Annotated in this window: 22 protein-coding genes; 11 read left to right on the top strand and 11 right to left on the bottom strand. The window is 65.4% G+C overall.

Annotated features, from left to right (window positions below):
• Positions 1-124 precede the first annotated feature (124 nt).
• On the top strand, positions 125-493 hold the full coding sequence (locus CP557_RS15245) for a hypothetical protein (RefSeq protein WP_097380691.1): 369 nt from the start codon (positions 125-127) through the stop codon (positions 491-493).
• Positions 494-580: 87 nt separating this feature from the next.
• Here the strand turns inward: CP557_RS15245 and CP557_RS15250 are convergent, their stop codons facing one another.
• From CP557_RS15250 to rpl18a, 6 genes are all read right to left on the bottom strand, one after another.
• Positions 581-2,356 (bottom strand): Coenzyme F420 hydrogenase/dehydrogenase, beta subunit C-terminal domain, encoded by a 1,776-nt coding sequence (locus CP557_RS15250; protein WP_097380692.1) that lies wholly within the window; start codon positions 2,354-2,356, stop codon positions 581-583.
• Positions 2,346-4,046, bottom strand: a complete 1,701-nt coding sequence (locus tag CP557_RS15255; protein WP_097380693.1) for a nitrite/sulfite reductase — start codon at positions 4,044-4,046, stop codon at positions 2,346-2,348. Before CP557_RS15255 ends, CP557_RS15250 begins: the two co-directional genes overlap by 11 nt.
• 378 nt (positions 4,047-4,424) lie before the next feature.
• Positions 4,425-5,108: a hypothetical protein gene (locus CP557_RS15260; protein WP_097380694.1), complete on the bottom strand. Its 684-nt coding sequence runs from the start codon at positions 5,106-5,108 to the stop codon at positions 4,425-4,427.
• Positions 5,109-5,177: 69 nt separating this feature from the next.
• Positions 5,178-6,740, bottom strand: coding sequence for a signal recognition particle-docking protein FtsY (ftsY, locus tag CP557_RS15265; RefSeq protein WP_097380695.1), 1,563 nt, complete (start codon positions 6,738-6,740; stop codon positions 5,178-5,180).
• Positions 6,741-6,767: 27 nt separating this feature from the next.
• Positions 6,768-7,214, bottom strand: coding sequence for a prefoldin subunit alpha (gene pfdA / locus CP557_RS15270; protein ID WP_097380696.1), 447 nt, complete (start codon positions 7,212-7,214; stop codon positions 6,768-6,770).
• The gene (rpl18a, locus tag CP557_RS15275) at positions 7,211-7,387 is read right to left on the bottom strand and encodes a 50S ribosomal protein L18Ae (RefSeq protein ID WP_097380697.1); all 177 of its coding nucleotides are present in this window, start codon (positions 7,385-7,387) and stop codon (positions 7,211-7,213) included. The genes pfdA and rpl18a overlap by 4 nt, the downstream gene beginning before the upstream one ends.
• A gap of 152 nt (positions 7,388-7,539) precedes the next feature.
• Here rpl18a and CP557_RS15280 point away from each other — a divergent pair, with 152 nt between their 5' ends.
• Entirely contained in the window at positions 7,540-7,851 is a 312-nt protein-coding gene (locus CP557_RS15280; RefSeq protein WP_097380698.1) for an ASCH domain-containing protein, read from the top strand.
• A 72-nt stretch (positions 7,852-7,923) separates the two neighbouring features.
• On the opposite strand, the gene CP557_RS15285 is transcribed toward CP557_RS15280, so the two are convergent.
• From CP557_RS15285 to thpR, 4 genes are all read right to left on the bottom strand, one after another.
• Positions 7,924-8,589 (bottom strand): translation initiation factor IF-6, encoded by a 666-nt coding sequence (locus tag CP557_RS15285; protein WP_097380699.1) that lies wholly within the window; start codon positions 8,587-8,589, stop codon positions 7,924-7,926.
• 2 nt (positions 8,590-8,591) lie between these two features.
• Complete coding sequence (locus CP557_RS15290) at positions 8,592-8,870, bottom strand: 50S ribosomal protein L31e (protein ID WP_097380700.1); 279 nt, start codon at positions 8,868-8,870, stop codon at positions 8,592-8,594.
• Positions 8,871-8,872: 2 nt separating this feature from the next.
• Positions 8,873-9,025: a 50S ribosomal protein L39e gene (locus CP557_RS15295; protein WP_004267621.1), complete on the bottom strand. Its 153-nt coding sequence runs from the start codon at positions 9,023-9,025 to the stop codon at positions 8,873-8,875.
• Between the two features lie 89 nt (positions 9,026-9,114).
• Positions 9,115-9,726: an RNA 2',3'-cyclic phosphodiesterase gene (gene thpR / locus CP557_RS15300; RefSeq protein WP_097380701.1), complete on the bottom strand. Its 612-nt coding sequence runs from the start codon at positions 9,724-9,726 to the stop codon at positions 9,115-9,117.
• 124 nt (positions 9,727-9,850) lie between these two features.
• Between thpR and CP557_RS15305 the strand changes: the two genes are divergently transcribed.
• The 4 genes from CP557_RS15305 (at position 9,851) to ligA (ending at position 15,018) form a co-directional block, all read left to right on the top strand.
• On the top strand, positions 9,851-11,476 hold the full coding sequence (locus CP557_RS15305; protein ID WP_097380702.1) for a hydroxysqualene dehydroxylase: 1,626 nt from the start codon (positions 9,851-9,853) through the stop codon (positions 11,474-11,476).
• A gap of 81 nt (positions 11,477-11,557) precedes the next feature.
• The gene (locus CP557_RS15310) at positions 11,558-12,508 is read left to right on the top strand and encodes a tetratricopeptide repeat protein (RefSeq protein ID WP_097380703.1); all 951 of its coding nucleotides are present in this window, start codon (positions 11,558-11,560) and stop codon (positions 12,506-12,508) included.
• A gap of 4 nt (positions 12,509-12,512) precedes the next feature.
• Positions 12,513-12,806: a DUF424 domain-containing protein gene (locus tag CP557_RS15315; protein WP_097380704.1), complete on the top strand. Its 294-nt coding sequence runs from the start codon at positions 12,513-12,515 to the stop codon at positions 12,804-12,806.
• A 127-nt stretch (positions 12,807-12,933) separates the two neighbouring features.
• The gene (ligA, locus tag CP557_RS15320) at positions 12,934-15,018 is read left to right on the top strand and encodes an NAD-dependent DNA ligase LigA (protein ID WP_097380705.1); all 2,085 of its coding nucleotides are present in this window, start codon (positions 12,934-12,936) and stop codon (positions 15,016-15,018) included.
• Positions 15,019-15,065: 47 nt separating this feature from the next.
• On the opposite strand, the gene CP557_RS15325 is transcribed toward ligA, so the two are convergent.
• Positions 15,066-15,836 carry an SDR family NAD(P)-dependent oxidoreductase gene (locus tag CP557_RS15325; RefSeq protein WP_097380706.1) on the bottom strand — a complete coding sequence of 257 codons (771 nt, stop codon included), beginning with the start codon at positions 15,834-15,836 and terminating at the stop codon, positions 15,066-15,068.
• Between the two features lie 347 nt (positions 15,837-16,183).
• Between CP557_RS15325 and leuS the strand changes: the two genes are divergently transcribed.
• The 5 genes from leuS to CP557_RS15355 all read left to right on the top strand — a co-directional run bounded on the left by leuS (position 16,184) and on the right by CP557_RS15355 (position 24,963).
• On the top strand, positions 16,184-18,832 hold the full coding sequence (gene leuS, locus CP557_RS15330) for a leucine--tRNA ligase (RefSeq protein WP_097380707.1): 2,649 nt from the start codon (positions 16,184-16,186) through the stop codon (positions 18,830-18,832).
• A gap of 458 nt (positions 18,833-19,290) precedes the next feature.
• Positions 19,291-21,534 carry a methyl-accepting chemotaxis protein gene (locus tag CP557_RS15335; protein ID WP_097380708.1) on the top strand — a complete coding sequence of 748 codons (2,244 nt, stop codon included), beginning with the start codon at positions 19,291-19,293 and terminating at the stop codon, positions 21,532-21,534.
• Positions 21,531-22,295, top strand: coding sequence for a bacteriorhodopsin (locus CP557_RS15340; protein ID WP_097380709.1), 765 nt, complete (start codon positions 21,531-21,533; stop codon positions 22,293-22,295). The genes CP557_RS15335 and CP557_RS15340 overlap by 4 nt, the downstream gene beginning before the upstream one ends.
• 98 nt (positions 22,296-22,393) lie before the next feature.
• The gene (locus CP557_RS15345; protein ID WP_097380710.1) at positions 22,394-23,149 is read left to right on the top strand and encodes a YqjF family protein; all 756 of its coding nucleotides are present in this window, start codon (positions 22,394-22,396) and stop codon (positions 23,147-23,149) included.
• Positions 23,150-23,523: 374 nt separating this feature from the next.
• Positions 23,524-24,963, top strand: coding sequence for a sugar porter family MFS transporter (locus CP557_RS15355; protein ID WP_097380712.1), 1,440 nt, complete (start codon positions 23,524-23,526; stop codon positions 24,961-24,963).
• Positions 24,964-25,008: the final 45 nt, after the last annotated feature.

Below are 25,008 nucleotides of genomic sequence, written 5' to 3' on the forward strand. Positions count from 1 at the left end.
GCAGAGATCCCAGACGCAGACCGTTTGTAGTCGCGGATCCCGCCGAGACGAGGACCGGACGTGGAGCGTCCTCGCAGCGCCGTTCATCAACCGTTATACGGTGATCGTCTGTAGTGGAACGAAAATGGGAGTCACATCGCGGAGCGACACGGGCCTATTACGGCGACTGTTTCTGTCGTTGAGTCTCACCCTCGCCTGTATCCACCTGTATCTGGCCGTTTTCGTGTCGCCGATGGCGACCGGATCCGTGCTCCAGTTTGGCCTCATCGGAGTGGCCCTCCTCGTTGGCCCAGTCGTCTCCAGGACGCGATACTGGCATCCGATTCTCTATCTTCTCGGGGCGGGCTTTGCGTTCTATCTCGGTGTGTTGTGGCTGTTGGGTGGAATGGCATACCCCCTCATCGGCGCGATTACTGGTGTGACGGCAACAGCGTTCGCTCTCCTCGGACTGTTCCTGTTCGTCCGCACGGAGGCGCGTCTCGCTTCGCCGTAGCGTGCGGTCTCGAACAGCTAGTTCTCACTACTCACCGGAAAAGAACGACGGGAAAAGATACCGGCGACGAATCCGGATCGGGCCCGGTCAGTGCCCCTGATCGTGGGGGTTCAGTGCCGTCCCGTAGTTCTCGGCGTGGTCGGTGTACTCGATGAACCGCGGGGCGTCGGGATCGAAGGGCCGCTCGAGGCTCTCGAAGGCCTTCTTCTTGTCCCAGCCCTGGAGTTTGCCGACCGCCGACTTGTCCTCGAGGTCGTGGTAGTCGAGGTTCGGTTCGGTGAGTTCCCACGCCTTCATCCCCTGCTCGGTCCGGATGATGACGCTCGAGTACTCGTCGGAACTACCGACGGAGCCGACGGTGATGTCCGAACAGAAGCCGGTGAAGTCGGCACACTCGTCACAGCCCTTGAGCGCGGCGTCGTGGAAGTTCTCGATGTCCTCCTCGACGATCATCTCGCCGTCGTGGTCGTAGACCATCATCTTGCCGTTGAGGACGTCCATCTTGCCGATCTCTTCGGGTGAGATGCCGCGTTGCTCCTCCAACTGCTCGCCCATGAGGCTGTGATAGTTGAAGTTCTTGGTACACATCAGCGCGATCGTGTAGTCCACGGCCCGGATACCCTCGTCCTGGGCCTGGTAGTCCCACTCGAAGTCCTGCAGGGCGCGGATGCCCTCGATCTCACAGGGCGTGCCGACAATGGCCAGCGAGAGGTCGTCCCAGTCCTTGTCGGGGAGTTTGTGCTCCCACTGTTCGAGGTCGAGGTTGCCAAGCGCGAGCGTCTGGTTGTAGACGGTGCCGGCGTTCTCGATGAGTTCCTCGGTCGTCGTGGCGAGGTAGCTCTCGGCCTTCCAGGCCTCCTCGTCGCTCTCGGTGGCGACGAGCGCGCCGTCGATTTCGCCCTCCTCGAGCAGCGTCGCGAGGACGCCGGTGACCACGCCGCCGTCCTGGGCCTGATCGGTCCAGTCGTCCTCGACCTTCGCGGAGAACTCCGTGATCGGATCGCCCGCGCCCTTGACGTTGTCGTCGCCGCCGGTGATCTTCCACTGGCGCTCGTAGCGCAGGCCGCCGCGGGGACAGAAGTCCCAACACATCGAACAGCCGGTACACATCTTGACCAGTTCCGGCAGGCCGTCGTCGCCGACCCCGATCGAGTCGGACGGACAGGCGGCGACGCAGGTCCCACACTGGATACACCGCCCCTCGTCGATGACGGCCTCGTCCAGTTCCATGAACCAGGTCTTCTCGTCGGGCGTCTCGATGTCGTTCATCCGCGAGCGGATCGAGTACTCGGGCGTGTCCAGATCGACGCCCTCGGGAATCCCGACGCGGGTGTCGGGGGAGTCGTCGTAGACGTCCTGACTGACGTTCTCGGCGGGCTCGGTGAACTCGAGGTCGCCGAGTTCGCCCATCTCGTCGACGTTGGCGACGCCGGCACCGTCGGTCGCGACGGGCGGCGTCTCGGACTCGCCATCGGTGTCGGCAGCCGTTTTCTCGCCGCAGGTGCAGGTGGTCGGCGAGCAGCTCTCGCCGCTGGCTTCGGCGGCACCATTGCCAACGTCGGAGCTTCGCTCCGACGAGGGTCGGGAACCGTCGGTTCCCTCACCCCCGTCCGTCGCGATGGCTCCCTCTCGAGCGTGATCCGTACCCTCTCGGGAACGGGACGCGCCACCGTCGGCGTCGGGGACGATGACGGCGTCGTCATCGTCGTCCGACGCCGGTACGTGGGGGAGTCGGCGGTCGGCCTCGCGGCTCGCGGCTTCGCCGCTCGCTCGATCCGAGGCCTCGCTCTCTCGCGGGTCGCTTCGCTCCCCGCTCGATCCGTTCGAGGACTCACTACGTTCGTCCTCGCTATCAGTCCCCATGGGCAACACCCCGTGCAACCGGCGCATCCGCCCCTTGCATGATCGTCCGGAGTCGCTCGTTGTCGACGCCGCGACACCACTCGTAGAACTTCTCGCCGTCGTCGCGATCCACGGAGTAGGCCTCGAACAGCTGCTCGAGGGCCGGGATCACGGAGTCGGCCGGGACGGCGCTCTCGACCCAATCGAGGAACTCGTTGTCGGCACCCAGCGAGCCACCGAGACCGAAGTCCATTCCCTCGACGATGTTGTCGCCTTCCGCGTTGGTGCTGTTCTCGTCCTCGAGTTTGACGGTCTCGCCGCGGAAGCCGATGTCGGCGATCTGTGGCTGGGCACACGACGCGGAACAGCCGGACATGTGCATCCGGATGGCTTCGATGTCGTCGGGGACGTCGATGCGGTCGTCGAGTTCGCGAGCCCAGCGCTTGGTTCGCTTTTTCGTCTCGATGATGGCGTAGTTACAGAACTCGTTGCCCGTACAGCCGACTGCGCCCCGCGAGAACGGCCCCGGATCGGGACTGTACTCCTGGGCGAACGGCTCCGCGAGGAGGTCGTCGACGTTCTCGTCGGGGATGTGGGTGATCAGGAAGTTCTGGTCGGTCGCGAGGCGAACGGAGGCGTCCTCGGTCCCGTACGTTTCGGCGGCGCGGGCGGCGGCGGCGAACTCGTCGCCGCCCATGCGGCCGGCGATGACGTTGAAGCCGACGTAGTTGAGCCCGTCCTGTTTCTGCTCGTGGACGCCGACGTGGTCGCCCTGGTAGCCGACGGTCAGGTTCTCGCCGCCCTGGGGAAGGTCGATCGTACAGCGGTCGCGAACCGCTTCCTCGAACTTCTCGGGACCCAGCTGTTCGACGAGGTAGCGCATGCGGCAGACGCCGCGGTTGTTGCGGTCGCCGATCTCCTTGAACGTCTGGGCGACGGCGCGGCAGAACTCGACGGCGTCTTCGGGCCGGATGAAGGCGTCGAGTTCCGACCCCATCCGCGGGCCGTCGGAGAGCCCGCCGCCGACGCGGGCGTGGAAGCCGTAGAGATGCTCGCCGTCGATCTCTTTTTTCGCGGGGACGAGACCGACGTCGTTGATCTGGGACTGCGCACAGTCGTGGGCGCAGCCGGTGATCGTGATCTTGAACTTCCGCGGGAGGTTGGCGTATTCGCGGTTCTCGGTGAAGAAGTCCGAAACGGCCTCGATGACCGGTTGGGCGTTAAAACACTCGTGGTCGTCGAGTCCAGCCGCGGGACAGCCCAGCACGTTTCGGGCGGAGTCACCACAGCCCTGCACGGTCGTCAGGCCGACCTCGTCGTACCGGTCCCACATCTCGGGGACGTCCTCGACGCGGATCCAGTGTTTCTGGATGTCCTGTCGGGTCGTGATGTCGAGATAGGCGTCGCCCCAGAGTTCGTTCTGTTCCTCGCCGCCGTACTCCTCGGGGGCGACCGCGAGGTCGTCGGTGACCTCGCCGATCACTTCGGCCTGCTCCGGCGTGAGCTTCCCGCCGGGCACCTTGGTCCGGATCATGAAGTAGCCCTCCTGCTTCTGGGCGTACATGCCGGCCCACTTCAGCCGCTCCCACTCGCCGCCGCCGGCGCGATCCTCGATTTCCTCGAAGGAGAGTTCCTCGTCGGCGTAGTCGTAGACGTCGTCGACGACGTCGAGCGGGTGTTTCTCCTGTTTGTGTTCTTCGACTGTATTCACACGAACCACCTCTGCGTTCGGACGGCAGCGAACGAACCGGCGCGTGCCGTCTGTCGCAGATGCTTTTGAAGAGCCATTGTTTAACGGGTAATGCAACCCCACACCTATACGCCTCCGTAACTCGGCGAATCATGACGTGGGTCGGTTCCACCAGTAAATATTGCCACAAGGTTCGGCGACCGACCACGAAACCAGCCGGGAATCGTCGACGGGGCGGCATCAGACGCCGGTTACGGTCGATACCGACGATCGAAGCGTCGGTAATAAAGGCAATTATGCCCGGTACCGGATGACCGATGCGAGCCAGCGACGGGCCAGTACTTCGAGACGGGTGGACGGCCAGAGACTGGCGGCCACCGACAGCGCCCACGGGAAACGTTAACCGAAACAGGCGACGAGTTCGCCCCGCGTTCGCGGATCTGGAACGAACGTCAGTTCCTCGGCGACGCCGCTGTATCGGGCCCGAAAGGCCGACCGGTCGTCGACGTAGTAGGTCGTACGGATGTCCCACTGGACACGTGAGTCCCGGGAGGACTGTCGTGTGCCGGTCGTCAGATCGTAGCGGAGTGCCACCAGGACAGCATCGGCGTTGGGGGACGAACCGATCGCGGCCGTTCGGTAGTCGATCCGTCGAAGCTCGACGGTTCGCGCCGCGGACCGATACCGCTCGATGAACGCGTTCCGTTGATACGCCCGCTCGAACGCGATAACGTACTGGCTCGCACCCGAGATTTGCCCCGACGCTGGTGAACAGTCCGACCGATCGGGATCCCCATCCGAGCGCGTCGCCGACGAACGGTTCGATGGGGGACGCTGTCCCTCGAAACAGGACTGCGACGGCGGTGCGGGATACTCCAGGGGCTCGAGCGCGTCCGCATCGTCCGGTGAATCCGGCTCGGGCCGGGCGACATCGCGACACTCGTACCAGTCCGCAGGGACGGTCCCCGACTCGAGGAGCCGCCCGCTTGGATCGCTCGCGCCGTACTCGAAACCGCCCGTCGTGACCGCGATAGACGTCGCAATGGAGGCGAGGAGGGCGCGTCGGGAACGAAGGCGGCTCATACGCGAACGTCTCAAAGAAACAATAAGTGTCTTCTGCAATAATTGGAAATCCGACGTGGCGACGGCCGCCTACTCGTCGGCCAACAGCCGCTCGACCATCTCGTCGGGATCGAACCGCTCGAGGTCGTCGTACCCCTGCCCGACACCGAGAAACAGGATCGGCTTTCCGGTGACGTGAGCGACCGAGATCGCCGCACCGCCGTTGGAGTCGGCGTCGGCTTTCGTCAGGATGGCACCGTCGATTTCCGCGGCCTCGTCGAACTCGCGGGCGCGGTTGACCGCGTCCTGACCGGCCACGGCCTCGTCGACGAACAGCGTCATGTCGGGATCGACGACGCGCCCGATCTTCTCGAGTTGGTCCATCAACCCCTCGTTGGTGTGGAGTCGGCCCGCCGTATCGCCGAGGACGATATCGACGTCGTTTGCCTCCGCGTACTCGACGGCATCGTACAACACCGCAGCGGGATCGCCGCCCTGTTCGTGGCTGATACACTTCGTTCCCAGGGCGTCGGCGTGTTCCTGGATCTGCTCGTTGGCACCCGCACGGTACGTGTCGCCGTTTGCCATCACCGTCGAGTAGCCCCGTTCCTCGAAGTAGCGGCTCATCTTGGCGATCGAGGTGGTCTTCCCGACCCCGTTGACGCCGGTGAAGATGATGGTGACGGGCCTGTCCTCGACGGCGATGCGCTCGTCGAAGTCGAACTGGCCGACGCTGATCACGTCGTAGATCGCGTTGTGCAGCGCTTCCTCGACGACCTCGCCGGTCGAGGTCGTGAAGGTCCGCGTCTCGCCGACCAGTTCGTCGCGGATGTTGTCGAGGATCTCCTCGGCGACGCCCATCTCGACGTCGCTCGAGAGCAACGCCATCTCGAGTTCGTGGAGCGGCCCCTCGAGGTCCTCCTCCTCGATGACGAACTTCCCCTTGACGAGGGACTTGGCCTTCGTGCCGAACCCGGTCGAGTTGCCATCGTCGGCGTCGTCCTCGGGTTCGTCGTCGACGGCCGGTTCGTCCTCGTCGACGGGCGATTCCTCGGCATCGGCCGCTACATCGACCGGTTCCTCGTCCGGAGTTGCTCCAGGGGCCTGCGCGTCCTCGGGAGTCGTCTCGTCCGATTCCGGCTCGGAGTCGTCCGAGGACCCCGTAAAGAGGGATCTGGCCCTGGCACCGAAGCCGGTCCGCCCGTCGTCGTCTACCTCGTCCTCGTCGCCGGGCGATTCCTCGGCAGGCGTCGCCGTATCGGTCGGCTCCTCGTCGGAACCCGGTTCGTCCGTGACCGAATCGGCGTCGTCGGACTCGAGGAGATCGGAGTCGGAATCGGTCGCCGGCTCCCGGCCGGCGGCGTCGGCCGCGTCTGCGGTGGCGGACTCGGTCGTTGCCTCTGGCTTCGATTCCGCGTCCGGTTCCGGTTCCACCGCAGCGGACGCCGGGGCTGCCGTCTCGGCGGCCGCCGTTTCGGGGGTAGTATCGGTTGCTTCCGCAGCCGTCGACTCCGCCGGCGCTGCGTCGGGGTCGACCGCCTCCATCTCTTCGCCCTCGAGTTCGTCGTCGTCGACCTCCTCGACGTTCTCTTCGGCGGCCTCTTCGGCGTCTTTCCGGAAGCTCCCGAGCTTATCCTTCAGGTTGTCGAACATGGTATCGATAAGACTGCCTGCGCCGCGTTACTCGTCGGGCTGACCCTGGCCCATCCCCTGCATCTGCTGTTGCATCGCCTGCTGTTGGAGCTGCTGGGCCTGCTGCTCGAGTTCGCTGCTCTCGGTCTCGAGTTCTGCGATCTCCTCGTTGAGTTCGTCGATCTGGTCGTCGAGGTGCTCTTTCTTGTTCTCGAGGGCGTCGACGGCGTCGTCTTCCTCGAACTCCGCGGCGTAGTCGGCACCGAGGTCGACGATCACTTCGTCGATGTTCTCGATCGTCGTTCGGAGATACGCGCCGCCGCCAAGCGGCATCTGCACGGTCGAGCCGGTCTCGAGCGTGTCGAGGGCCTCGATGGCCTCGTCGACCTCGGTCTTTTCCTGCTGGATGGCCTCGACGTTCGTCTGCAGGGCCTCGATCTGTTCTTCGATCTCCTGGAGTTCCTGGGAGAGTTGCTGGAGTTGCTGTTGACTCATTGTTGGGATACCTCCTCGAGTTCGATCTCGCTGCGTTTGAGCCCGTGCTGGCTGCCGAACTGACAGAAGGTGTGTTCGCGGGCGACGTTCTCGTTTTCGGCGTCGATCGTCGTCTCGAACTCCGCGAAGCCGTCGCGGCTCTTGAACCGACCACTGACCGTAAATTGACTCATACCTCTCCATCCGGCAGGCAGTCGGAAGAATCTTCCCTTCCCATTCGAGCGGGTGCAACCGACGGGACGGGCGACGAGACGTGCTGTCACCCTCGAATCACCCACCGAGTGGAGGGTGAAGGATTTTACTCCGCCGGACCCAACCCGCTCCCATGAGCGAACTCGATCCCGGCGAACTGTTGCCCAGCGAGCGAATGCAAACCCAGGCCCTCGAGGGCGAGGTCACGCAGATCCACCGCGGCCACCAGTACGCCGCGGAAGGGGATACGTTCACGATCGAGGACGCGACCTTCGAGGTGACCGACGTCCGCGAGCGCACGCTCGGGGACCTCACCGACGAGGATGCCCGGGCCGAAGGGATGGAGGACCTCGAGGGGTACCGACGGCTGCTCGAGCGCGCCCACGAGAACTTCGAGTGGGACGACGACAGCGATGTCGTGTTACATCGGTTCGAACGTCAGTGAGACGCGATCGAACTCGAATCCACGAGTTCGATCGAGGATGACGGAAAAGGAACGTGGGCCTCGAAGGGCCCCTCAGTCGAGATAGCCGAGCGCGTCCTCGATCCGGCCCAGTTCGGGCCCGGTCGTCTCCTCGCCGACGACGTAGCCGGCTTCGTTAGCGATCAGACCCGAGCCGACCAGCGGTGCGCCGTAGTTGACCGTGCCGACGTCGGCCCGAACGTCCAGGGCGTCCTCGAGCGCGTCGAGTTCCTCGTCGGTCGCCTTCGGGTGGCAGAGCACGCCGGTGTTCGTCGCCACGGCGGCCGTCCCGACGGTCCGGACGCCCGCGAGGTCGCCGCGTTGGACGGGGACCTCGAGCGTGTCTTTGACGATCTGAACCGCCTCGCGGGGCAGGTCCGGATGGACGTAGGCCCCGTAATCGTTCGCGAGGACGACGTTACCGGCAGCGTTGATACTGCCCGGTAGTTCCGCGACCGGGAGATCGACCGTCTCCTCGAGCGTCTCGCGTTCGTACTCGAGGGCGCGGGAGCTGACGAGCAATCCGTTTTCGTTACCCGTCGCTAGCGCGCCGACCGTCGAGGACCCGCCGACGGTCGTCCGGATCGTCGGGACCTCGAGTTCGTCGGTCAGGTCGGCAGCAACGTCGTCGTCGACGTCGTGGCGAACGAGTACGCACGAGTCGGTCGCACGGGCGAAGACGCCGACGTAGGCCGACCCGGCGAAGGCGAGGCGTTGCAAGTTTAGTCGGCGACCTCGGCTTCGACGACGGCGTCGCCCTCCTCGTCGAAGCGGGCTGCGCGAACGCGCAGCTTTCGTGGCGGGTTCGAGCGGCCGTTCGACCAGACTTTCTCGTTGATCGAGGGATCGAGTCGGATGGCCTCCTCGTCGACTGCGAAGTGTTTCGCGAGGTGTTCGCGGACCAGTCGCATCGCGTAGTCGGCGGCCTCGTGGTTGGCTCCTTTCTTGACGTCGCGCAGCGGAACGGTGACGACACGTTCCTCGAAGTCACTTGCACTCATCGTTACTCGTCAGTGTCGTTGCGCCGCCAGTTGCGTCGCTTGGGGTTGCGCTGGACTTCCATGTCAGTCTTCATCATGACCCATGCCGGGACGCGGCTGTTCTGGTTCTCGAGTTTGGCAAGTCGCTTCTTCTTGCCCTTCGATTTTTTACCCATAGTAGCCGGACGTAGCCCGCGGTGGCTTAAAATCTTGTCCATCTTGCAGGGGCGAGGGCTGCGCTGCCGGATCCGATCGTCGCCGTCGCCTACAGTGGGAACGATTCGACCGTCGAATAAACCGGCCCGTCGTCCGTGAGCGTGCTCTCGGTCAGCCGGATTTCGTCGACGCGAGCCTCGCCGATCGTCGGCTCGCGCTCCCGTACGAGGTCCTGGACCAGTTCCTTCCCGCCGGCGTGGTTCATCCGCGCGAGCGTGACGTGGGGAGTGAAATCGTGGTCCTCGGCGTCGAAACCCATCGCCGTCGTTCGGTCCTCGATGGCCTCGTGGAGCCGAGTGAGTTCGTCGCCGCCCCGCTCGACCCCCAGCCAGACGACGCTGATGTACTCGAGGCTCGGAAAGACGCCCAGGCCGCCGTATCTGACGGGGAACGGATCGACGTCGGCATCGTCGACCGCGGCCTCGAGTGCACGCTCGAGGGCGGGTAGCCGCTCCTCGTTGACGTCATCAGAATCGTTTTGCGATTCTGATTGGCTCGAAAGAGCGTTGCTCTTTCGAACGTCCCCGAGGAACTTCATCGTGATATGGGCCTGCTCGGGCTCGGTGAAATCGAGCCCGCTCGCGTCGGCGAACTCGGCTTGCAGGTCGGCGACCGGGTCGGCGAGATCGCCGGGGAGGTCGACGCTGACGAACAGCCGCATACCCGAGCCATCGTGGCCGCCGTACTCAATAGTGACGGTGGCGGGGCCGGCAACGACGGGCTCCGTCTCGAGGGATTCGTAGTTAGGGACGCCCGTTATGTCGATCGATGCCCCAGGGACGCTAATGACTGATGTTGCCGTACTCGGTGGCGGGATCGGCGGTCTCACGGCGGCCCACGAACTCGCCGAGCGCGGGTACGACGTGACCGTCTTCGAGGCGAACGATCGCTTCGGCGGGAAGGCGCGATCGATGCCGATCGCGGACGACCCGGCGGCGCTTCACGGCGAGCACGGCTTCCGGTTCTTCCCGGCGTTTTACAGACACGTCGTCGACACGATGGCACGGATCCCCGACGGTGCCGGCACCGTCGAAGGCAATCTCGTCGAGACCGAAGCGACGCTGATCGCGAGTACCACGGATTCGGGCCGGATCGCCGAGACGCGCACGCCCGACTCGCTGCGTGGCTGGCTCGAGGCGCTTCGACCCGCTTTCGCCGAGGACCTGCCCCGCGAGGACGTGCGCTTCCTACTCGAGCGGTTGCTGTACCTGCTGACCGCCTGCGAGGATCGACGCGAGGAGGAACTCGACGACGTCTCCTGGTGGGAATTCATCGATGCCGAGAACCGCTCGGCGGAGTTTCGCGACCGCCTCGCGTACGCGACGCAGGCGCTCGTCGCGCTCCGACCCCAGGTCGGTAGCGCCAGGACCGTCGGCACCATCTACCTGCAGTTGCTGTTCGGCCAGCTCGATCCGACCGAGCCGACCGAGCGGGTGCTCAACGCCCCGACGAACGAGGCCTGGATCGATCCGTGGGTCCGCCACCTCGAGACGCTGGGCGTCGAGTTCCGGCCGAACACCCCTGCACGGGGCCTCGAGTTCGACGGGCGGCGCGTCACCGGTGCCCAACTGGCGGACGGAGGGACGGTTACGGCCGACGAGTTCGTCCTGGCCGTTCCGGTCGAGGTCGCCCCGAAGTTCGTCACGCCGGAACTGCGACGGGCCGCGCCGGCACTGGGACGGATCGACCGGCTCGATACCGCCTGGATGAACGGGATCCAGTTCTACCTCACCGAGGACGTCGAACTGACGCGGGGCCACCAGGTCTACGCGGACGCCCCGTGGGCGCTGACCTCGATCTCCCAGCGCCAGTTCTGGACGGGCTACGATCTCGAGGGTCGTGGCCCCGACGAGGTCGAGGGCGTCCTGTCGGTGATCGCCTCCGACTGGGACACGCCGGGAATCTACCACGAAAAACCGGCGAGGGCGTGTACGCGCGAGGAGATCGCCGAGGAGATCTGGGCGCAGCTGAAGACCCACCTGAACGGGCCCACCCAGCGGCTGCGGGACGACATGCTGGTCGACTGGTTCCTCGATCCGTCGATCGTCGAAGCGGATACTGGAGTCGAGAACCGATCGCCGCTGTTGATCAACACCGTGGGATCGCTTCGGAACCGGCCGCCGGCCGACGTGGGCGTCCGGAACCTCACGCTGGCGAGCGACTACGTCCGAACGAACTCCGATCTGGCTTCGATGGAGTCGGCCAACGAGGCCGGGCGTCGAGCGGCGAACGCGATCTTCGATCGACACGGCGCTCGAGGCCGTGCGGAACTCTGGGAACTCACAGAGCCCGCGGTGTTCGAGCCGTTCAAAGGGCAAGACCGGCTCCGATACCGGCTCGGATTGCCACACCCGGCCGAGGTGACACAGTCCCTTCGGGGGATCACCAGTCGTCTCGGCCAGCGGGTCTGAGAAGCGGGGGTCGAACGCCGATCCAACGCCGCCGCTACCTGGGTCGCAGCCCTTAACAGTCGTCACCGCCAACTTCTGACAATGACTGACCGAGACGACGACCGCGACCACCAGTTCTCCGAGGGGGAGGGCTTTGGCGATCCCTACGAGGAGTTCGATCTGGACCCGCCGGAGCTCGGCGTCGACCCCTCGAAGGTCGACCCCGTCGACTCCCGCGTCGTCACCGACACGCTCGACAAGCACAACATCGATCAGGACGACGTCGACGCGAGCGACCTGCTCGACGTCGGCCTGAACTACATGCAGATCAACCGCTACGAACAGGCCACCGACGCCTTCGAGCGGACCGCCCGCTTCGCCGAGGACGACAAGCTCGCACAGGAGGCGTGGGTGAACAAGGGCGTCGCCCACGCCGAACTCGAGGAGTACGACGAGGCGATCGGGGCCCACCGCGAGGCCCTGCGGATCGACGAGGAGAGCGAACACGCCGCCACGGCCGAGACGAACCTCGCGTACGCGCTCTGGGAGTTCGGCGAGACGAGCGAGGCACTCGAGCACGCCGAACGCGCCATCGAGATCGACGAGCGCTTCGCCGCGGGCTGGTTCAACCGCGCCTTTTTCCTCTCGGAGCGGGGACTGGCCGAGGAGGCGCTCAACTGCGTCGACAACGCCATCCGGCTGGGCCTGCGCAACGCCAAGGTGCTCGAGACGAAAGCCGAGATCCTCGAGGAACTCGGCGAGTTCGACCAGGCCGAGGAGATCGCCGACGAGGCAAACCAGATGCGCGAACAGGCCGAACAGGAGATGATGGACGACCGCGAGGAGCTGTTCGGACAGGGCGGCGGTCAGGGTGCTGGACGCGGCGGTGCAGGAGGCCGACCGGGCGGTGCCGGAGGGGGGCTCGGTGGTCGCGGCGCGAACCGCCAGTCGCCCCAGCGAGGGGGCGGCGTTGGGCTGGACGACCTCGGCGTCGCCGATCTCGGCGTCGGCGACGAGGAGGAGGAAGACGACCGCGAGTGGGAACTCGAGTGATCGGATGATCGTCAACGAACGGGAGACGCCGGAGGGATTGCTTGTCGCCGTCTGTGACGAGGACGTTCTCGGCGAAACGTTCGAGGAGGGCGAACTCTCCCTGACGGTCACCGAGGAGTTCTACGGCGGCGACGCGGTCGACGAGAGCGCGGTGATCGACAGCCTCGCACAGGCGTCCGTCGCCAACATCGTCGGTACCCGCGCCGTCGAACTCGCCGTCGAAGCGGGCTTCGTCGACGAGGCGAACGTCCTCGAGGTCGGGGCGACCCTGCACGCACAGTTGCTGCGAATGCAGTGAGACGGGCTCCCGTCGGTCAGTGCCGGCCCGTCGTCGCCCGGAAGGCAATCGGGACGCGGTCCGGACCGGCCGATCGAGCGCTTCAGTAACGTTAACGGCTGCGAGGGGCTATCCTTGAGCAACAGCGATGTCCTTTGCCGACGAGAACGCGGACGAAGACAACCCCTACCTCCGAAATCCGCCGACCGACTTCGAGCCGGTCGCGGAGCTCTCGGAAGGCGACGCCAGGCAACGAGTCGAACAGCTACGCGAGGCCATCCGCGAACACGACCGCCGGTACTACGCCGAGAGCGATCCCGTGATCGCCGATCGGACCTACGACGCGCTCTTCGCCAGGCTAGAGGAGCTCGAGCGGGAGTTCGAGCTCGCGCATCCGGACAGCCCGACGCGGCGCGTCGGCGGCGAGCCACTCGAGGAGTTCGACACGGTCGAACACGTCGCGCCGATGCTCTCGATCGACAACAGCGGGGCCGAAACGGACGTCCGCGAGTTCGACGAGCGCGTGCGTCGAGCGGTGGGCGACGTCCGATACGTCTGCGAACCCAAGTTCGACGGCGTCTCGATGGAGTTCGTCTACGACGAGGGTCGTCTCGAGCGTGCGGTCACCCGCGGCGACGGCCACGAGGGGGACGACGTGACCCGCAACGCGCGAACGATCGGGTCCGTCCCACAGCACCTCCACGGCGACTATCCCGAGTTCCTCGCGATGCGGGGCGAGGTCTACATGCCGAAGGACGGGTTTCAGGCACACAACCGCGAGCGCATCGAGCGCGGCGAGGAGCCCTTCGCCAACCCCCGAAACGCCACCGCCGGGACCATCCGCCAACTCGACCCCTCGGTCGTCGCCGAGCGCCCGCTCGCGGTCTTCTTCTTCGACGTCCTCGAGGCAAGCGAGCTCGAGGACACCCACCGCGCGGAACTCGAGCGCCTCCCCGAGTTCGGGCTTCGGACGAACGATCGCGTCGAGGTAGTCGACGACATCGACGGCGCGATCGACTACCGCGACCGCCTGCTCGAGGCCCGCGACGACCTGGACTACGAGATCGACGGCGTCGTCATCAAGGTCGACTCCCGAGACGCACGCGAGGAACTCGGGCGAACGGCGCGCCACGACCGCTGGGCGTTCGCCTACAAGTTCCCGGCCCGCGCCGAGGTGACGACCATCGCCGACGTGGCGGTACAGGTCGGCCGGACGGGGCGGCTGACGCCCGTCGCACTGCTCGAGCCCGTCGACGTCGGCGGCGTCACCGTGTCGCGGGCGAGCCTGCACAACCCCGAGGAGATCGCCGCGAAGAACGTCAACGTCGGTGACACCGTTCGCGTCCAGCGCGCCGGCGACGTGATCCCCTACGTCGAGGAGGTCGTCGAGAAGGGCAGCGAGGGCCACTACGAACTCCCCGACCGCTGCCCCGTCTGTGACAGTCCCGTCGAGCGCGACGGCCCCATGGCTTTCTGTACCGGCGGGCTGGGCTGTGACGCCCAGCTCCGGCGATCGATCGAGTACTACGCGGGCGACGACGGCCTCGACCTCGAGGGACTGGGCGAGAAGAGCGTCCGGCAGCTCGTCGACGCCGGCCTGCTCGAGTCCGTCGCGGATCTGTACGACCTCGAGCGAGCGGCGCTACTGGCACTCGAGGGATGGGGCGAGCAAAGCGCCGAAAACCTGCTCGAGGAGATCGAAGACAGCCGCGAGCCGCCGCTTGCCGATTTCATCTCGGCGCTTGGCATCCCGCTCGTCGGCCCCACGACGGCACGCGAACTCGCCCGCGAGTGTGGCAGTTTCGAGGCGTTCCGCGAGGCCGCCGAAACGGACCCCGTGCGACTCGAGGGCGTCGACGACGTCGGCGAGACGGTCGCGGAAACGATCCACGAGTTCTTCGCGAGCGAGGCCAACGCCGCGGTCGTGGACGGCGTGCTCGAGCACGTCTCCCCACGGACGGTCGAGACGGCCGCCACCGGTGACGAACTCGCGGGGACGACCTTCGTCTTTACCGGCTCGCTCGACGAACTGACCAGAGACGAGGCGCAGGAACTCGTCGAAGCACACGGCGCGAACGCGACGAGCAGCGTCTCGGGCAACACGGACTTCCTCGTGGCCGGCACGAACCCTGGGGCGACGAAACAGGCGGACGCACGGGACAACGACGTGCCGATCCTCGAGGAAGACGCGTTCCGGTCGCTACTCGCCGAGACGGGAATCGACCTCGAGTGACGAACGCGGTCGGGAACGCCGCTCGAGTCGCCGGTTGGAGCAGCCGCTCAGTACCACGCCCCGCCCGACGAGACGTTGATATCCTGTCCCGTCACGTGACGCGAGTCCGAATCCGCGAGGTGGACCGCGAGTTCGGCGACTTCCTCGGGCGGGACCAGTTCGTCGATCATGAGCGTCTCGAGGATCTCCCCCTCGATCGCCTCGACGGGGACGCCGGCCTCCTCGGCCTGCTTCTCGAAGACGTTCCGAATCCGATCGCCCTCGACCGGGCCGGGGCAGATCGCGTTGACCGTCACGCCGTCGTCGCCGAACTCGGCGGCCAGCGCGCGAGTGAGTCCGATGACACCCATCTTCGAGGCCGCGTAGGGCGTCCGGTTGGCGTAGGGCCGCTTGCCGCCGATCGACGAGATGTTGACGATACTTCCGTCCGCCCCGTCGCGAAGGTATGGAGCCGCTTCTCTCGTGGTTCGAGCGATCCCGACGACGTTGACGTCCAGCGTCTCGAGCCACTCGCCGTCCCCGGTCTCCTCGATCGGCGCGGTGGGGCCGGCGATGCCGGCGTTGTTGACGAGACAGTCCAGCCCGCCGAAGGTCGCGACCGTTTCGTCGATCGCGTCGGCCACCGAGTCCGAATCGGTCACGTCGGTCTCGACCGTCAGCGTTCGGTCGGGTGCGTCGATCAGCGCCGCGGTCTCGTCGATCCCGTCGCTCCGGGCCGCGAGCGCGACGTTCGCACCCTCGTCGGCGAACGCGACGGCGATTTCGCGGCCGAGTCCCTGGCTCGCTCCCGTGACGAAGACAGTGTCGTCTGCTACCATGACTCTGATGGGACGAGCCGAGAATAAAACACCTCGCTTCCCGGCACCGTCGGACCGGATCCGCCGGCTCTCGACTCGAAGAGTCCCACCAGCGACTCGTCGGTCCGGTGACGCCGATCGGTATTCCGGCGGTTCGGTGCTCGACTCCCCACTCGAGCCGGCTCAGTCGGCGAGCGCGTCGCGCTCGAGCGGTGATCGCGAGACTCGATCGCGGCTCGGCGGGCGATAGTAAATTTACACACCGGTCGCATAGCTGTCGTGCGATCGGGTGTGCATCGACTTGCAGTGGTTACTATAGTGTATGGAAAGGTATAGGGCGGCGTCTCACCCTAGACGTATATAAGCAAATGAGTGACGCGGGATACGACCACGCGACGGTCGAACGGCGCTGGCAAGCGGCGTGGGACGAAGCGGACGTCTACCGGACGCCGGACGACGTCGAGGATCCGACGTACGTCCTGGGGATGTACCCGTATCCATCAGGCAAGCTCCACATGGGTCACGTCCGTAATTACACGATCACGGACGCGTACGCCCGCTACCGTCGGATGCACGGCGACGACGTCCTCCATCCGATGGGGTGGGATGCTTTCGGCCTCCCCGCGGAGAACGCGGCCAAAGAGCGCGATACGAACCCCCGCGACTGGACGTTCGACTGCATCGAGACGATGACGGACCAGATGGAGGCGATGGGCTTTGGCTACGACTGGGAGCGGGAGGTCACGACCTGCACGCCCGACTACTACCAGTGGAACCAATGGCTCTTCTCCCGGTTCCACGAGGAGGGACTGGTCGAACGACGCGACGCCGACGTCAACTGGTGTCCCCACTGCGAGACCGTCCTCGCCGACGAACAGGTCGAAGGCGAGGCGGAACTGTGCTGGCGCTGTGACACGCCCGTCGAACAGCGCGAACTCGAGCAGTGGTTCCTGAAGATCACCGAGTACGCCGACGAGTTGCTGGAAGCGATCGACGACCTCGAGGGGTGGCCAAACTCCGTGCGCCAGATGCAGCGCAACTGGATCGGCCGGCAGTTCGGGACCGAATTGGACTTCGAAATCGAGGGGCACGGACCGGTCGAAGCGTTCACCACCCGCGTCGACACCATCTACGGTGCGACCTTCTTCGCGCTCGCGCCCGACCACCCGATCAGCGAGGAACTCGCCGAGGAGGACGAGGACGTCCGCCGCTTCGTCGAGGAGGAGGCCGATCCCGACGGCGACGAACCCAACGGCGTCGAGACCGACCTGACCGCGACCAACCCCGTCACCGGCGAGGAGATCCCGGTCTACGTCGCGGACTTCGTCCTCTCGGACGTCGGGACCGGCGCACTGATGGCCGTCCCCGGCCACGACGAGCGCGACCACGCCTTCGCGGAGAAGAAGGGGCTGGACATCGTCCCCGTCATCGCCCCCGAACCCGAGGACGGCGAGGAGCCCGAGGCCCCCGACATCGAGGAAGCGGCGTTCACCGAGGACGGCGTGCTGATCAACTCCGGGGAGTACTCGGGTCTGGACAGCGAGACCGCACGCGAGCGGTTGACCGAAGGGATCGACAGCGCCGAGGAGGCGAAACAGTACCAGCTGCGCGACTGGGGGATCTCCCGACAGCGCTACTGGGGGACGCCGATCCCGGTCGTCCACTGCGACGACTGTGGCCCCGTGATGGTTCCCGAGGACGACCTGCCGGTCGAACTCCCCGAGTTCATCAACACGACCGGCAACCCGCTCGACGCCGCCGAGGAGTGGAAGCAGACGAGTTGTCCGGAGTGTGGAGCCGACGCGACCCGCGAGACCGACACGATGGACACCTTCGTCGACTCCTCGTGGTACTTCCTGCGGTACGTCTCTCCCGACCTCGTGGACGCCCCCTTCGACCGCGAGCAGGCAAACGACTGGATGCCCGTCGATCAGTACGTCGGCGGCATCGAACACGCCGTGATGCACCTGCTGTACTCCCGATTCTTCACCAAGGTGCTGGCCGACCACGAGGGTCTCGAGCACCGCGAACCCTTCGAGAACCTGCTGGCACAGGGGATGGTACAACTCGAGGGCGAGAAGATGTCCAAGTCGAAGGGCAACGTCGTCTCGCCCCAGCGGATCGTCGAGGAGTATGGAGCCGACACCGCACGCCTATTCATAATGCAGGCTGCACAGCCGGACACGGCTTTCGACTGGAGCGAGGAAGGAGTGCAGTCGACCTACGCCTTCCTCACACGGCTCAAGGAGATGGTCGAGGAGTTCGCGGCCGAGGCGCCCGAGGGCGACGACGACGCGATCGCCAGCTACGTCGACGCGGAGATCGACGCGACGATCGCCATCGCCAGCGGGGAGTACGACGACCTGACGTTCAACAAGGCGCTGCGCGAGACGCAGGATCTGGTGCGGACGCTCCGGCAGTATTCGGACTACACCGAACCCCACGCCGAGACCTACGAGCGCGGGCTGTCGGCCGTCGTTCGGCTGCTCGCGCCGGTCGCACCGCACCTCACCGAGGAGTTGTACGACGAGCTGGGCGGCGACGGGCTCGTCGCGGAGGCCGCGTGGCCAACCGCCGAGGTCGACCGTGACCACGTCGCCAAACGCCGTCGACTGGTCGAGAACACCCGCGAGGACATCCGCGACATCGTCGAGGTCGCCGGGATCGAAGATCCGAAGGCGATCGACGTCGTCATCGCCCCCGAGTGGAAGTACGACGCCCTCGAGATCGCGATCGAAAGCGACGCCGACAACCTGATCGGCGAGCTCATGGGGCATGCACACATTCGCGAGGTGGGCGACGCCGCGGCCGACTACGGCCAGGACCTCCAGGCCGAACGGGAAGCGCTCTCGATGACGCTCGATCCGGACGACGAGCGTGCGGCACTCGAGTCGGCCGCCTGGCTGATCGAACGCGAGTTCGAGGCCCCGGTTCGCGTCGTTGGGTCCGAGGAAGCCGACGACGCAACCCTGAAAAACGCCGAACCCGGTCGACCGGCGATCGAAATCGACGACTGATACGGACTCCTGTCCGTCAGTGCCGGCGCAACCGGAAACCACCGTGCGGTTGCGCCGGTTCGGCCGTATGATACGATCTACCGTACCGGTTTACCAATGTAACCGCGCCGTCTTGGGGGACACCGTCGCTGACGGACAACAAACCGGATGACTGTCGGTACCCGGAGAGATTCCGTAAATTCAACTATAGACGCTATTGATATTCCTCTTCGACTACTAAGGGAAGATACAGGACTTCTACGGACATAATCTTCTTGAAACTGAATTCACGTTTACCATACACATTCTGTCTCGAGATGGATGCCGTTCAATCCCCCTCTAACCCGCGTCCGTGCGAGGTCTCGACTGATCGCACCTCGGGACAATCAATCCGACCGATACATTCAATGGGGATGGGTGAACAGTGGTAAGGAAGACACCGGGCAGCGGCGCGCTGCTCGAATAACCTGTGTGACAATATGGCACTCGAGGACTATCTCCCCGATCGAATCAGAGAAACGTACAGTACAAAAATCGGGCTCATTTTCGTGTTGGTCGTCGTGATGACGATCCTCGTCTCCGCGCTCTTTTTCGGCCACGTCACTGGCTCCATCGGTCCGGCGGCCGAAGAACACTTCAGCGACCGGACGGACGACCGCAGCGACGTTGCGGCCGGGTGGCTCGAGACGAACGTCGAAACGGCGAACGGCCTCGCAACGGACGCGACCGTTCGGACGGGAACCGACGGCGAGATCGGCCAGCGACTCGAGACGGCACAGTCCACTCGCGGGGATCGAGTCGCCGAGATACACTACGTCGACGGCGACGGCGAGGTACTCGCGAGCAGCGCGGACGGTGCTGTCGGCCGGAATTTCTTCGAGACGGCCGACGTTCAGGGTCCCACTAACGGCCCCAGTGCCCCCCACGAGGGAGTGGCGACCAACGAATCCGTCCTCTCGTTCGTCACGAGCGTGGCGGGCGAGGACCAGCGATACGTCGCCGTCTCCGCGCCCACCGACGCGTTCGCGACGGCCCTCGAGACGGGGGGGCGGACCGTCGTCACGAACGGCGACGGCGAGACGATCGCGACAGTCGGCGAGGAGCCGGCAGCCGGCGACGAAGCCGTCCTCGGCGCGCTCTCGCCGGAGGGAAGCGACGTCGTCACTGGCACCCCCGACGGTTCCGAGACCGAGTTTGCGGCGACGGCGGCATCGATCGACGTGGGCGACGCATCGCTGACGGTCACGACCTACGACACCGCAGCGTCCGTCTACGGTCCACAGAAGACCGCGACCTCCGCACTGTTGGCAGTACTCTTCGTCTTCGTCCTCCATCTCGGACTCGTCGGCGTGATTCTCGGCGGGAACACCTCGCTGTACCTCCGTCGGCTCGGCAGCAAAGCCGAACGGATGGGAGCGGGCGACCTCGAGGTCGACCTCGAGACCGATCGGGTCGACGAGGTCGGAATCCTCTACGACTCGTTCGCGTCGATGCGGGACTCGCTGAAGGAGACCTTATCCGACCTCGAGGACCAGCGCGAACGCGCCCGCGAGGCCCAGCAACGGACCGAAGAACGCAACCGAGAGCTCGAGGCCGAGGCGGAACGCTACAGCGAGGTCATGGCGGCGTGTGCCGACGGCGACCTCGAGGGACGCCTCGACCCCGAGACGGACCACGAGGCGATGGTGTCGATCGCCGAGGCGTTCAACGAGATGATCGCCGATCTGGAGCAGGCAGTCGCACAGGTCAAGACGATCTCGGCGGAGGTCGCCCGAACGAGTACCGAGGTCCAGACCAGTTCCGACGAGATTCGGCGGGCCAGCGAGGAGGTCAGCACGTCGGTCCAGGAGATCTCGGACGGCTCCTCGAAACAGGCCGAGGACCTGGCGGTCGCGACGACCGAGGTCAAGGAGATGTCCGCGACCGTCGAGGAGGTCGCTGCGGCCACGAGTACCATCGCCGATCAGTCAGGGCAGGTCGACGAACTGGCGACGGAGGGCCAGTACGCCGCCGAGGAGACGACCGCCGAGATGCACGCGGCCAGCGACCGAACGGAAGCCGTCGCCGAGACGATCCGGTCGCTGGACGAAGAGGCCGAACAGATCCAGGACATCGTCGAACTGATCGACGAAATCGCCGGCCAGACTAACATGCTGGCGTTGAACGCGGCCATCGAGTCGGCCCGCTCCGAGAGCGCCTCGAGCGAGAGCGGCGGCTTCCAGGCCGTCGCCGACGAGGTCAAGGAACTCGCAGAACAGACCCAGGCCGCAGTCGAAGACGTCGAAATCATGATCGAATCGATACAGCAGCGAGCGACGAAAAGTGCAACGCAGATCGAGGAGGCCGAATCGACGATCGGATCGGCGACCGAACGGGTCGACTCCCTCTCGAACAAGCTCGACCGGATCGCCATGGAGATCGAACAGGTGACCACTGGCGTCCAGGAGATCGATCAGGCGACCGACGAGCAGGCCAGTTCCGCCGAGGAGCTCGCGACGATCGTCCAGGACGTCGCAAGCGTCGCCAACGAGACGACGTCGCAAGCCCAGCAGGCCGCGGCGGCCGCCGAGGAGACGACCGCGACGATTACCGACGTTTCCGCGGAGGCGACGCGACTCGACGAGCGGGCGGCCGAACTCGCGGACGCCGTCGACGAGTTCACCGTCTCGAATAGGATCGATTCGACTGCAACCATCGCGGGGCACGGAGGTGAGTCCCGATGATATCCGAACTCCGACTCTATCGGATCACGTGTTACGTGATGGCAGCGGCAACCGTGTTCTTCCTGCTCTGGGCGAGCCGGTTTCCAAAGGGGAAGCGGCGCTACTACCTCCCGATTCCGGTCCTCTGTGGGATCCTGTCGCTGGCGTACTTCGGCATGTCGATCGAGTTCTACCAGGTGACGACGCCGACGGAGCAACCGATTCAGACGAGTCGGTACGTCGACTACTTCCTCACGGGCCCGCTGATGGTTACCATCGCGGGCATCGTTGCCGGTGCATCACGTCGACAGTTGGTCGCGCTCAACGTCGTCATGGTCGGCTGGACGGGTGCCACGCTCGCCGGCTACTTCCTCACGGAGCCGACGGTGTACGTGGCCAACGTCGCCAATTTCGTCCTGCTCGGTGTGCTCGCCTACATGTTGATCTGGCCGATCACGCGACGCTCCGGCGAGAAAAGCGGCGAGCGCGTCCTGCTCTACGGCAAGCTCCGGAACCTGCTGTTGATACTGTTCGGAGCGTACCTCGTCATCGGCCTCATGTCGCGGCAGGGCTTTGGACTACTCGACGCCTTCAGTGGGATCTTCATCGGGAGCTACATCGACTTCCTCACGCGGACCGGGTTCTGTCTGCTGGTGCTCCGGGCGACCAGTGCCACCGACCAGATCATCGGGGAGATCAAATCGGGCGGCGCAGGTGAGGGCGGATCGGACGGCGTCGCCCTCGAGCAGTCGGACGACGCCGCGGTCGAGCCGGCCGACTGACGGCGACGCGGCCGAACCACCATCGGATCTGACAGCAGGCGATCTGTTTTATACGCCGGTCCGTCGTAGGGACGGGACAGCAACTGTTGGCTTCGAGGATGAACACACAACGGACGGACCCCTTTCGATGGCCTTTCGCGGACGAGTCGTCGCCGAAAACACCACACGTCGCTTCGATGACCTGGCGCGACGGGCTATTCGCCCACTGGCCGGTCGACCCCGACGATCTCCGCCCGCACGTCCCGGAGCAGGTGAGCCTCGAGACGCGAGACGGCCGCGCCTGGGTGAGCGTGCTCCCGTTCGTGCTCACGAACGTCGGATTCCGCGGGACGCCGTCGATAACGCGGCTGGCCTTCCCCGAACTCAACGTCCGGACGTACGTCCGCTATCGGGGCGATCCCGGCCTGTTTTTCTTCAGTATCGATATCGGGAACTCGCTGGTCGCGGCGACCGTCCGCCGGACGACTCGGCTGCCCGTCTGCCACGCCCGGATGCGGGTCAGCGCCACCGAGGAAAACCACGTCGCCTTCGAAAGCGAGCGGCGGGAGGGTGAACCTGAACCCGCTCGATTCGTTGCGACCTATCGCCCGAACGGTCAGGTATTCACCGCCGATCCGGGGACCCTCGAATACTGGCTCACGGCGCGACGCCGGTTCTACGCGTCGGAAGCCGCCGGTGTGCTGACCGGCGAGATCGCACACGATCCGTGGCCGCTCCAGCCGGCCGACGTGACGATCTACGAGAACACGATGCTCGAGGCCAACGACCTGCCGACGCCGACCGGCGACCCGATCGTCCACTACGCCGACGAGTTGTCGATGACGGGCGCGATTCCCCGACGAATCGGAACCTGATCGAGTGCTCAGTCGGGACGGTCCGAGGGGGCCAACTGAAACGGAGTACACACGATCGCATAGTCCGCGGTTCTCGCTCGCGTCGTTCGCGCCGAACCGCGCTCGCGTCGTTCGATCGGGTGTGCAGTGGCGGGCAGTGGCTACTATAGTAGCAACTGAAACGATTTACATACTGATCGCAATGCTGTCGTGCGATCAGGTGTGCAATGACTTTCAGTGGCTACTATAGCATCCCCGGTTCCGGGGCCACCGATCGCCGTTCGAACCGCCGAGAGAGCGCGTGTAACAGGGGTATCGACTCCCCTATCACTATAGAAGCACGCATCGTTGGATTTGTTAACTATGGAGTGAAACAACTTTTACACACAAGACAAATGTCAATTGAAAATGCAGAATTGACCGACAACGACCGGAATTCGTTCATCTACGTCGTCGCGGCGTTGGCCGCGCTCAACGGGTTACTGTTCGGGTTCGACACTGGCGTCATCTCCGGCGCGATGTTGTACATTCGAAACACGTTCGAACTGACGGCCGTGTTCGGGTATTCGATGAACGCCTCGCTAGTCGAGGGGATCATCGTCAGCGGGGCGATGATCGGCGCGATCATCGGGGCGGCGCTGGGCGGCCGACTCGCGGATCGACTCGGTCGACGACGACTCATCCTCGTGGGTGCCGTCGTCTTCTTCGTCGGGTCGCTCATCATGGCGATCGCGCCGACCGTCGAGATACTGATCCTCGGTCGAATCGTTGACGGGATCGGCGTGGGCTTCGCCTCGGTCGTCGGTCCGCTGTACATCTCGGAGATCTCACCGCCGAAGATCCGCGGATCGCTGGTTTCGCTGAATCAGTTGACGATCACGAGCGGCATCCTCATCGCGTACCTCGTGAACTTCGCGTTCGCCGCCGGCGGCGAGTGGCGCTGGATGCTCGGCCTCGGCATGGTCCCCGCCGCGGTCCTGTTCGTCGGCATGTTGTTCATGCCCGAGAGCCCCCGCTGGCTCTACGAGCACGGCCGTGAGAGCGACGCTCGCGAGGTGCTCGCCAGGACCCGCGTCGAGACGCGGGTCGAAGACGAACTGCGCGAGATCAAAGAGACGGTCCGCACCGAATCCGGGACGCTCCGCGACCTCTTCGAGCCGTGGGTGCGGCCGATGCTGATCGTCGGCGTCGGCCTGGCGGCGTTCCAGCAGGTGACCGGCATCAACACGGTCATGTACTACGCGCCGACGATCCTCGAGTCGACCGGCTTCGCGGACACCGCCTCGATCCTCGCGACCGTCGGTATCGGCGTCGTCAACGTCGTCATGACCGTCGTCGCGGTGCTGTTGATCGACCGCACCGGACGCCGACCGCTGTTGCTCTCGGGATTGGCCGGGATGACCGTCATGCTCGCCGTCCTCGGGGTCGCGTTCTACCTGCCCGGCCTCTCGGGCGCGATCGGCTGGATCGCGACCGGGAGCCTGATGCTGTACGTCGCGTTCTTCGCGATCGGGCTCGGACCGGTCTTCTGGCTGCTGATCTCCGAGATCTACCCGATGGAGATCCGCGGGACGGCGATGGGCGTCGTCACCGTCGTCAACTGGGCCGGCAACCTGCTCGTGTCGCTGACCTTCCTCCGACTGATCGACGTCGTCGGCCAGACGGGAACGTTCTGGCTGTACGGCGCGCTCTCGGTGCTCGCGTTGCTCTTCTGTTATCGGCTCGTGCCCGAGACGAAGGGACGCTCGCTCGAGGCGATCGAGGCCGACCTCCGCGAGACGGCGTTCGGACGCGACGCCGGCGAACAGCCCCGCGCGACCGAGGTCGACGATTAACGGTCGAGAATCGGCCGGTCGAGTCGCGTCGTCGGTTCGACGGCT

The sequence above is a fragment of the Natrinema ejinorense genome (assembly GCF_002494345.1).
Classification (GTDB): Archaea; Halobacteriota; Halobacteria; order Halobacteriales; family Natrialbaceae; genus Natrinema; species Natrinema longum.